Raw genomic sequence first — 9,952 nt, 5'->3', positions numbered from 1 at the left:
GCCCCCCCTGCCCCCCCCGGGACCGGGCGCGCCGGACTTTGTCCGGCGCGCCCGGCCTTCGACCGGATTGTCGTCTTGTGAGAGGGTCCCGCTGCGCTGATCCCAGCCATCCCCTATCAAGCCAATCATGCCTCCGAGGAGGCCGGTTGCCGGGCGACGCTCAAGCAGCCAGCCCTGGGGGCTGCGCAGGAGCCAGACAGTTCCCTCCCGGGTGGGCTTTCTCGCCTTCGCAATCTTGCGGGGGAGTTCTGCCTGAACGCCGGCCGCGCGGGCCATGCAAGCGGATGTCAGCGGACAAATCGCGCAGGCCGGGGCCCGCGGCGTGCAGATCGTGGCACCAAGATCCATCACCGCCTGGGCATAATCCCCCGGCCTCCGCCCGGGTGTGAGCGCAGCCGCCAGGGTGGTCAGTTCGGGTTTTGCCGCCGGCAACGGTGTCTCCACCCGAAAGAATCGCGCCATTACCCTTTCGACATTGCCATCGACCACCACGGCAGGCTCGTCCCAGGCGATGGCCGCCACCGCCGCCGCCGTATAGCGACCGATGCCCGGCAGGGTCAGGAGCCCCTCGCAGCTGTCGGGAAATCCACCGCGCGCCGCAACCTCGCGCGCGCATTTCAACAGGTTCCGCGCCCTTGCGTAATAGCCAAGCCCTGCCCATTCCGCCATCACTGCCTCATCCGGTGCCGCCGCCAGCGCAGCCACATCCGGCCAGCGCGCCACGAAGCGCTGGAAATAACCCCGCACCGCCGCCACGGTCGTCTGCTGCAGCATCACCTCTGACAGCCAGACGCGATAGGGATCCGGACGCTCTCCGCGCGCCCGCGCCGCCGGCCCGACCCGCCAGGGCATTTCACGCGCGTGGCGGTCATACCAGGCGAGCAGTGCATCGCTGATCCCGGTGGTCTCAACGGCACCGCCCTGCCCCCGGCTTCTTTCAGCGCTGTCACTCAAGATTTATGGCCTCCGCTGCCGGATGGGCTTTCCGCTGCGCCCGCTTTCATTAAGATAGGCGGTGAGCCCGGCCGGGGAAACTCTAATCCCGGTCTGAGGGCTGCGTTTTCAGGGCCGGTTCTCCGGCCGGTTTTCAGGCCCCCGCGCGGGTCGGCCAGTTCAGGATGCCCATGGCGCGCAAGCCCGCCCCTGCCCCCTCGACAGAACACCGCCGCCGCGGGTTCGAGCCGGCATTCTCGCTGGTCTCGACCCAGGTGCGCGGCGCGGGCGAGGCGCGGGGGTTCGCAGTGGCCCGGCTTGTCACCCATTGGGCCGAGACGGTCGGCGAGGATCTGGCAAAGATCACGAGGCCGGTGAAGATCGGCTATGCCGGCACGGCAGCGGGGGGCGGCGGCGCCATGGGCGCGACGCTGACCCTGCTGGTCCAGGGCGCCCAGGCGCCGGCGGTGGGGATGCAGCTTGATCGCATCCGCGAGCGCGTCAACGCGGTCTATGGCTATAACGCCATCTCGCGTATCCATCTGACCCAAACCGCCGGCACTGGCTTTGCCGAAGGCCAGGCGCAGTTCACCCATGCCCCCAAAGCCCCGCCGCAAGACCCCGGGACCGAGGCCAGGCTGACCGCCGCCGCCGCGAGACAAACCGAAGGCGTTGGGGATCCCGGCCTTCGCGCCGCGCTTGAACGGCTGGCGCAAAACATATTATCCCGCCCAGACAGAAAATGAGGACGAGAGAATGACCATGATCAACCGCCGGCTGCTGCTTTCCATGGCCGCCACGCTCGCCGCCGCACCGGCCTGGGCTCAGGAAACCACGACCGAAGCGCCGGAAGGCGAAGCCGCTGCCACCACGCCGGACGCCGCTCTCGCACCGCGCGATTTCACCCTGGGTGACCCCGAGGCCAAAGTGAAGATCGTCGAATATGCCAGCTTTACCTGCCCGCATTGCGCGAATTTCCACGAGACAGTCTTCAAGAAGCTGAAGGCCGAATATATCGACACCGGCAAGGTGCATTTCACCCTGCGCGAGGTCTATTTCGACCGCTACGGCTTCTGGGCCGGGATGATCGCGCGCTGCGATGACAACAAGCGCTATGAGGGGATCTCGGATATCGTCCTCTCGACCCAGCAAACCTGGCTGAACTCGTCCGATCCGACCGTGATCATGGACAACTTGCGCACCATCGGTCTGACCGCCGGGCTGACCGGCGAGCAGCTGGATTCCTGCACCTCGAACGAAGCCTTTGGCGAAGAGATGCTGAAACAGTTCGAGGCCAATATGGCCGCCGATAATGTCACCGGCACGCCGACCGTCATTCTTGACGGTGAAAAGGTCGAAAACTGGGCCTGGGAGAATATCAAGTCTCTGATCGACGCGAAACTGGCGGGCTGACCCTGATGTCCGCGCCGCTGCAAGGCATCCGCGTCATCGAGCTGGCGCGGATTCTCGCGGGCCCCTGGGCGGGCCAGATCCTCGCCGATCTCGGCGCGGAGGTGATCAAGGTCGAGGCTCCGGAGGGCGATGACACCCGCCGCTGGGGCCCCCCCTTCATCACCCATGAGGGCGAGACCTCGGCCGCCTATTTCCATTGCTGCAATCGCGGCAAGAAAAGCGTGACCGCCGATTTCCGCGATCCGGCCGATCAGGCGCGGGTGCGCGAGCTGATCAGAACCGCCGATGTGGTGATCGAGAATTTCAAACTTGGCGGTCTGAAGAAATACGGGCTGGATTTCGACAGTCTGAAAGAGATCAATCCGGGGCTGATCTACTGCTCGATCACCGGGTTTGGCCAGACCGGACCCTATGCGCATCGGGCGGGCTATGATTTCATCATCCAGGGCATGGCCGGGCTGATGTCGGTGACCGGCCCCGCCGATGGCCAGCCGCAAAAGGTGGGCGTGGCGGTGACCGATGTGTTCACCGGCATTTATGCCTCGAACGCGATCATGGCGGCGCTGATCCAGCGCGGGCGTACGGGAAAAGGCCAGCATATCGATATGGCCTTGATGGATGTGGCGGCGGCGATCATGGCCAATCAGGCGATGAATTACCTCGCGACCGGTGTGGCGCCGGTCAAGATGGGCAATGCGCATCCGAACCTCGCGCCCTATGCGGTGTTTGATTGCTCAGACGGCTGGCTGATTCTGGCGATCGGCAATGACGGCCAGTTCCGCAAACTCTGCGGCCTCCTGGGGATGGCGAGCATGGCGGATGATGCGGCCTTCCTGACCAATGCCGACCGGGTGACCAACCGCGCCGTGATGACCGAAAAACTGTCCGAGGCGACGCGGGGCATGACCAAAGCCGAACTGCTGGCGGCCTGCGAGGCCAATGGCGTTCCTGCCGGCCCGATCAACGATATGGCAGAGGTCTTTGCCGATCCGCAGATCATCGCGCGAGCCATGCAGATCGCTCCGGGCGGTGTGCCGGGGGTGCGCAGCCCGATGACCTTCTCGGGGGCCGCGCTGTCACTGGACACGCCCTCGCCGCGTCTCGGTCAGCACCAGGCCGAGATTTTCGGCTGAACAAAGCAGGCTGAGCAAAGGAGCCGGGGGCCAGCCCCCCGGCGCCCTTTCAGGGCGCTCCCCCCGGGTATTTTCGGACAGATGAAGGGGGCAGCCTATTCGGGATAGGCTGCCTTGCATTGCGCGATCACCGATTGCGCCTGGCGCGACAGCTCGCGTTGTTTGACCTGCAGCTGCGACAGTTTCCTCGCCTCGGCCGCCAGATCAATCGAGCGCGGGCGGGTGCGGGTCTCGGTATCCCAGCTGCGGCAGGTCGTGGTTACCGGGCGCGGCGTCGGGTCTTCTTTGGTGCCCGGGATATAACGGATGCAGGGCTGCCAGTCGGGGACCGTGACCTCATAACGCTCGATGGCATAACCGCGGTCAAGATTGCCCTGCGTCTCCTGGATCAGCTTTTCGACCGTGCGCAGATCACGGGTGTTGCGGCTGATACATTGCTCCTGCGGCGTGCCGCAGGCGGCGAGGGTGGAGAGGATAAGGAAGGCGGCGGTTTTCTTCATGATGGGGGGACTCGCAGGGTCTTGCTGACGGACAGCATGGCACAGGTATTGCCAGGGGCCAAACGGGTTGGAGACTTTGGCTTGCGGTGATAGGCAAAGGCTGGCCGAAGGATGGGTAAGACAATGGGCAGCGATCTGACAGAATACAAGACAAGAGCCTCGGACTGGTTCCGCATTTTGCGCGACCGGATCGTGGCCGCTTTCGAGGATCTGGAGGCCCGGAGCCCCGGGGAGGTTGCGCCCGGGCGGTTCGAGGTCACCCCCACCAGCCGCGAGAATAACGGTGGCGGCGGGCTGATGAGCGTGATGCGCGGCGGAAGGGCGTTCGAGAAGGTCGGCGTCAACTGGTCGGCGGTGCATGGCTCTCTGGGGGCAAAGGCGCAAAAGGCGATGGCGGCGCGCGGCGTGCCGGGGATGGCGGCGGATCCGCGTTTCTGGGCAAGCGGCGTCAGCCTGGTGGCGCATATGCAGAACCCGCATTGCCCGGCGGTGCATATGAATACCCGGATGTTCTGGACGCCACATGCCTGGTGGTTTGGCGGTGGCGCCGATCTGAACCCCTGCCTCGAAGATCCTGAAGATACCGCGCATTTTCACAGTGTGTTGCAGGCCGCCTGCGACGCCCATGATCCAGGCTATTACGCAAAGTTCAAACCCTGGGCGGATGAGTATTTCTACATCCCCCATCGTGGCCGCGCCCGCGGCGTCGGCGGCATCTTTTACGACGATCTGAACACGGGTGACTGGGAGGCCGATTTCGCTTTTACCCGCGCAGTGGGCGAGGCCTTCCTGCCCGCTTTCCTGCCCGTGACCGGACGCCATATCGGCGAGGCTTATGGCGAGGCGGAGCGCGAGGCCCAGCTTATCCATCGCGGCCTCTACGCCGAATATAACCTCGTCTATGACCGGGGCACCAAATTCGGGCTTGAGACCGGCCATGACGCCAATGCTGTGCTTATGTCCCTGCCCCCTCTGGCAAAATGGATCTGAACCATGTCTGACATCACCGTCAAAGCACTTTATGCCTCGATCGTTGAGGATGAGGGCCAGCTGTTCATCGGCTTTGTCGAAGGCGAGGACGAGGATGAGCCCTATGTCATGTTTCGCCGCGATGCTTTCGGCGGCCCGGTCTGGTTCGAGGTCTCGGATGAAAGCCTCGGCGCCGAAGAGGCGGTGGAAAGCGTCACCCGCACCGAGCGCGGGCTGTCGATCCTGATCGAGCCGTCAAAAGCCGCCCGCTTCGGCATGGCCCGCGAAATCGCGGTGAGGATCACCCCGGCCACCGAGAATGGCGAAGAGGCAATCGAAGCGCTCAGAGATTTGATGGGGGCGCGGTTTCGGGGGTAACAGCCAGAACATCCGCGTGATGCGCTCGCTCACGCCAGTTGTCACCCGGTATATAACGCATGCCCGGCAGGTGCGGGATTGCAATGAAACCGTCTGGTTCCTCGACGGCTGGACTGGTCGGACCATCGGGATCCACCAGAGGCTGACCGGCAAAGAAAGCGACGAGAATACCCAATGCCCGCCGGGCATCGGGAAGGATGGCGACACAGATAGTCGTGACCGCAGAAAGCAGCGTCGGAAATCTTTCATCAGCCGGGACCACGGTTGAAACAAGGTCCGATACGGCCGGGCGACCGCTTCGGCGCTGACCTCGGGTCTCAGCGGACACGCGGCGCGAGCGTCAGAAATCAGACCCGAGAACTGTTGCCCCAATCGTGGCGGAGACCATTCCGCCCGACCTGGGCAGGATCATATTTTTAATATTAAAATCAATATATTAAAATTAAACCCAGACAATACCACCACCTTCGGAGCGGCAGTTCTGCGCCGAACCAGGGGAGTGGAAACAACAGCCCAGGGAGGCGGCAAGCCGTTGCGAACCGTTTTCCGAACCGCTATCAGAAGAAACACGGTCCCGTAGCTCAACTGGATAGAGCACAAGTAACCCCCTGCGACCTACTGCTTCGTCCCAAGTAGCTGTTTAAGAACAGATAAGGATGTGGTAGGCTACCTACATCGCCATCAGATTGACGCCGCTCAAGAAGTGTGCGGTTGTTGTCAGGCAGATGTGCTCCCATGGCCCAATGGATAAGGCAACGGTCTTCTAAGTCCCCGCTCTGGGCCAGAAAACGGGTTGGGGAACAACACACTAGGCGGAGCGGGCGGCGTTGCGAACCGTTTTCCGAACCGCTATCAGAAGAAGCACGGCCCCGTAGCTCAACTGGATAGAGCACGGACCTTCTAAGTCTGGGGCTGGGGGTTCAAGTCCTCCCGGGGTCGCCACTTCTTCTTCACAAGCTGCCAACGAGGCATAAGAATGCACGTTTTGGCGTTTCTATGCACACCCCCTGTCAAGAGAAATCGTCAAGGCCTATCACGGAGTCCACTTAGCATTTTGTTTTTAGAGAAAACTTTTCAACCTGTGCGGCGACGGTCATAGGGTTGACGCGGTTTGGGCCAACATATCGCTACCGGGTTTTGAAGTGATGCTGCACCTCATCCCGGAACCAGACCGACCCGATTGACATACCATCCAGGGTGAAGGGCCGGGCACCGGCGGCGTTCAGAAGCGCAAGAATCCTGTTCCGATGTAGCCCGAACTCGGCCTCGATCGTCGAAGTTGTCAGGAACTTTCGGTGGAAGGCTGCGACATCGGCAGGCGTCATCCGCCATTGCAACGTGTGGGTCTTTGGGTGCTTCACCTTTTGGGCCAGCACATAACCCGCCTCGATCAGTCTTTGGAAATGGCCGCCATCGCGCAGTCCCACACTCCGTCCGAAGGCCGCAGCAGAGATGGTTTGGGTGAGACCTTCTGGTCCGGTGGCCGTGTCGGCCATCTCCTCAGCCAGAGCATCAATATCGCCTGTGCAGACACGAAACCCGTTGTATCCGTCGATCCCGACAACCCGGCCAAGCGCGATCTTGCCTGAAAGGGCCAGTGAGATAAGCTGCCCAACCGGAACGCCCTTCCGCTTTTTCGCGTGCTGGATGCTCTCCCAGCCGCTCTCATCTACCGAGAACTCGTGCGAGACCGCTCTCATCTGGTCGAGCAGCGCCTGACCATCCGACTGGCGCCAGCGCCCGATGACCTTGGGGGCTTTGGTGCGTGGAGTGAGCACGCCGTCCTCCTCCAGACTGGCAAATGCCCGCTTTGTGATCCCCATCGACGCCATCATTACGCCCGGGCCCACCCATGTCGGGATCTCTTCAAGCAACTCCGCATAACTATTCGCGGAGAAGATCTTCCGGTTGGGCGCACGCGCATCGTCCGAGGCGAAAGCACCCGCCGCGGTCAAAATCGCGTCGACAGCCGGCGTCATCATTCCAAGGGTTTGAGCGGCAGAGACAACCGAATGCAGCCTTCGGGCCGCAACCGGCTCTCCAAGCAGAACTTCGCCAGATGCATAGGGCCAATTGGACAGAATTGTCTCCCGGACCTCTGCTCTGAAGGGCGCGATGTCCGCATCATCGACAAGGTCACGCGCCAGTTTGGCGTAAAGTTGGCCAAACGCCTTCTGCGGTAGCGCAAGTGGCCCATCAGCACGGGCAACAAGAGCATCAAGCGTTTCACGGAACGCTGTGACGCCTGGGCTCAGCGCGGAAAATCCCGTCGCGAGCGTCATGGCGCGCAAGTCCGGATCCGCCTTCAGGGATGCAGGCTGTAGCTCCTTCATGGCGGCTCCGAGCAGGCCGCATGTTGTCGTGACAGCCTGGAGCGCATGTCCCGCCAACCAGGTCGGATCCGTGCCGGATGTCAGTCGCTCTGCAAGCCACAAGTCGTAATCGGACGGTTCATGTTCGCGGTGGCACTGCAAGTCGCCTTGCAGGCCAGACGCGATCTCTGAAAGTCTTTCCCCGATATCAAAGCGCCTGGCGGGTGTCGGTTCTGTCCACAGGTCCGTCAAAAGCAATCGATGTTCCAGGCAGATGGTCACGTCGCGAAACAGCCAATCGCCGCGGATCGCCATTTCCTTGAGAGGCGTGCCCGGATTGCGTTGCGCATCCTCCGCAAGGCACTTCCGACAGCCACGCATCACCGGGTTCCGCAGCGACCGCGACCCGAAGGTTTCACCCCTGAATCTCATTCGGATCTCGCCCGCCGGCACACCTGTCCAGGAAAGCAGTTCCTCCATTTCCACCGGGCTGAGGTTGCCCCATTTGGTGACGGCGGCGACGGCCTCCTGGTCCATAATTGCCATGCGTCTCAGAGACACGCCCATATCGAGGCAGAAGTCATAGCCGGAAACGCGCCTGGAGGCCGCCAGGCGAGATACGAACGAGTGGAATGTCTCGCGCGGCACAGGTCGAGGAGTTGAAAGGAATGCCAAGGCGTTGGATCTGCTATTTTGAGAGCGGTTTGTCTGGAACGGTAGCGCGGAGCGGCGAAGGGGACAATCCAAGGGGGCCGAGGACTGGGCATAGAAGATTCGCGCATAGGAACAGACCGCGATTTCCAATATTTATATATGATTTCAGAATATTACGCTGTTACCAAAAGAGCCCCCTTGACGCAGCACGGACCCAGCCACTAACACTCTCCCACCATGAAACAGATTATTCGGCATATTCAGCGCGCAATACGCGCCATCTGAACCCCGCTCCCGGGGGCCGATCTCTTCTGCCATTTCCATGCAGCATTGATACCATGACGGTCGGGCATTCTGCCTGCGGCTCTTCGGCTTGTTCCCTCCAAGGAGACCCGAAATGTCCCGCATCCAATCCAACATCGCCCTGTTCATCAAACCGTCGACAGCACGCCCGGCATGCCCCGCCGCGTGGCATTATCGGGGGCGGCATCGACATGACTAAGCTCCCCAACACACGTTTCGCGGTGCTGCCGCCGCGGCTGGCTGTTCCCAGTCAGGCTGAACTTGAGGCCCGCTTTCGCGCGTTCTTTATCAAGATGCGGTCCAACCGCTATTCCGGTCATCGTTTGATCAAGCTGGGATATGATCAGGAACGAAAGATCAAGTTCCTCGCGGAGCAGGCCTGGGTCCGGCGGATGCGCGAGGCCGGGATCAGCACAATCAAGAAGGCAGAACTCCCCGCCTTGGATGCTCTCGCCCGTGAAGGTGCCCGCTTGGTCGGCCCGAGCACCGAGGACGAGGTCTACCGCTTTGCGGCTGCGCTCCATGCCGAAAGCGGCTGGATGCGCGAGGTCTCAACATGGATCATGAACGAGATGCTGCGCCATCTCGCGGCTGGCGGCCGTGGTTTTGCGATGCCGCCCGTCATCCTCGCCGGACCGCCCGGGATCGGTAAGTCGCATTTTGCCCGCACCATCGCGCGGATCCTGGGTAGCCCCGTGCGCATGATTGATGTTGGCGGCGGTAGCGCGGGGTTCCGGATCTCGGGCACCGAAAAGGGTTGGGGAAGCGAGCAGCCGGGCATTCCCGTCGAGACGATCCTCGCCACCCATGTCGCCAACCCGATCATGGTCGTGGATGAGGTCGACAAGGCGGGGACGCTCTACGGCATCAAAGGCGGCTCGACCAGCATCACGACCTCGCTTTTGCAGATGCTGGAGCCGGGGACGGCGCGGTCATTTGAATGTCCGTTCTACCGGGTGCCCTTCGATATGTCGCGGGTGGTCTGGATCATGACGGCGAACGACGCCAACACCATCCCCGCGCCACTGCGCGATCGCTCGCGCCTCTTCGTCCTGCCAAAACTGACGGCGGCCGATGCGGCAGCGCATTTTGACCGATTGATCGATGGGGATCAGACGCAGGTGTCGGATCTCGCTCGGTGTCGCGATTTCATCATGAAGCTGGCGGATCGACCGGAGGGCATCAGCCTGCGACGGATCACCCAGTTGGCCAATGCTGCCAGGGCGCCGATGCCGAGGATGCTGCACTGATTGCGCTCACCGGGTTTTCGCAGGTGACCATGCCATGGCCTGCGGACAGCGGTTCTATTCCACAGCTCCGGGCTGCGAGTCCTTCCGTGGAACAGCTGGTTGCCGCA

9 protein-coding genes and 1 tRNA gene are annotated in these 9,952 nt (G+C 62.3%); 7 read left to right on the top strand and 3 right to left on the bottom strand.

The window, feature by feature from the left end:
- The coding region (locus DRF71_RS16105; protein WP_157971169.1) for an A/G-specific adenine glycosylase at window positions 1-852 on the bottom strand (852 nt) is incomplete at its 3' end.
- Between the two features lie 272 nt (window positions 853-1,124).
- On the opposite strand from DRF71_RS16105, the gene DRF71_RS16100 reads away from it, so the two are divergent.
- Genes DRF71_RS16100 through DRF71_RS16090 form a run of 3 tightly spaced genes read left to right on the top strand, consistent with a single transcriptional unit; the run spans window position 1,125 to window position 3,479 of the window.
- A complete protein-coding gene (locus tag DRF71_RS16100) occupies window positions 1,125-1,679 on the top strand; it encodes a DUF721 domain-containing protein (RefSeq protein ID WP_112312114.1) in 555 nt (184 codons plus the stop codon).
- Between the two features lie 10 nt (window positions 1,680-1,689).
- Window positions 1,690-2,346, top strand: coding sequence for a DsbA family protein (locus DRF71_RS16095; protein ID WP_112311574.1), 657 nt, complete (start codon window positions 1,690-1,692; stop codon window positions 2,344-2,346).
- A 5-nt stretch (window positions 2,347-2,351) separates the two neighbouring features.
- Window positions 2,352-3,479, top strand: coding sequence for a CaiB/BaiF CoA transferase family protein (locus tag DRF71_RS16090; RefSeq protein ID WP_112311573.1), 1,128 nt, complete (start codon window positions 2,352-2,354; stop codon window positions 3,477-3,479).
- A 95-nt stretch (window positions 3,480-3,574) separates the two neighbouring features.
- Here the strand turns inward: DRF71_RS16090 and DRF71_RS16085 are convergent, their stop codons facing one another.
- Window positions 3,575-3,979, bottom strand: coding sequence for a hypothetical protein (locus tag DRF71_RS16085; protein WP_112311572.1), 405 nt, complete (start codon window positions 3,977-3,979; stop codon window positions 3,575-3,577).
- Window positions 3,980-4,102: 123 nt separating this feature from the next.
- Between DRF71_RS16085 and hemF the strand changes: the two genes are divergently transcribed.
- The 3 genes from hemF (at window position 4,103) to DRF71_RS16065 (ending at window position 6,268) form a co-directional block, all read left to right on the top strand.
- Window positions 4,103-4,969 (top strand): oxygen-dependent coproporphyrinogen oxidase, encoded by an 867-nt coding sequence (gene hemF / locus DRF71_RS16080; RefSeq protein WP_112311571.1) that lies wholly within the window; start codon window positions 4,103-4,105, stop codon window positions 4,967-4,969.
- 3 nt (window positions 4,970-4,972) lie between these two features.
- Window positions 4,973-5,326, top strand: a complete 354-nt coding sequence (locus DRF71_RS16075; protein ID WP_112311570.1) for a hypothetical protein — start codon at window positions 4,973-4,975, stop codon at window positions 5,324-5,326.
- Between the two features lie 865 nt (window positions 5,327-6,191).
- Window positions 6,192-6,268 (top strand) — tRNA-Arg (locus tag DRF71_RS16065).
- A 185-nt stretch (window positions 6,269-6,453) separates the two neighbouring features.
- On the opposite strand, the gene DRF71_RS16060 is transcribed toward DRF71_RS16065, so the two are convergent.
- Complete coding sequence (locus DRF71_RS16060; RefSeq protein ID WP_157971121.1) at window positions 6,454-8,442, bottom strand: TniQ family protein; 1,989 nt, start codon at window positions 8,440-8,442, stop codon at window positions 6,454-6,456.
- Window positions 8,443-8,786: 344 nt separating this feature from the next.
- Between DRF71_RS16060 and DRF71_RS16055 the strand changes: the two genes are divergently transcribed.
- Window positions 8,787-9,845 carry an AAA family ATPase gene (locus DRF71_RS16055; RefSeq protein ID WP_157971120.1) on the top strand — a complete coding sequence of 353 codons (1,059 nt, stop codon included), beginning with the start codon at window positions 8,787-8,789 and terminating at the stop codon, window positions 9,843-9,845.
- The last annotated feature ends 107 nt before the right edge of the window (window positions 9,846-9,952 follow it).

Source organism: Pseudogemmobacter bohemicus, from assembly GCF_003290025.1.
In the GTDB taxonomy this organism is placed as follows: Bacteria; Pseudomonadota; Alphaproteobacteria; order Rhodobacterales; family Rhodobacteraceae; genus Pseudogemmobacter; species Pseudogemmobacter bohemicus.
The sequence above is the reverse complement of the archived record's forward strand: the minus strand, read 5'-3'. Positions and strand labels throughout refer to the sequence as shown.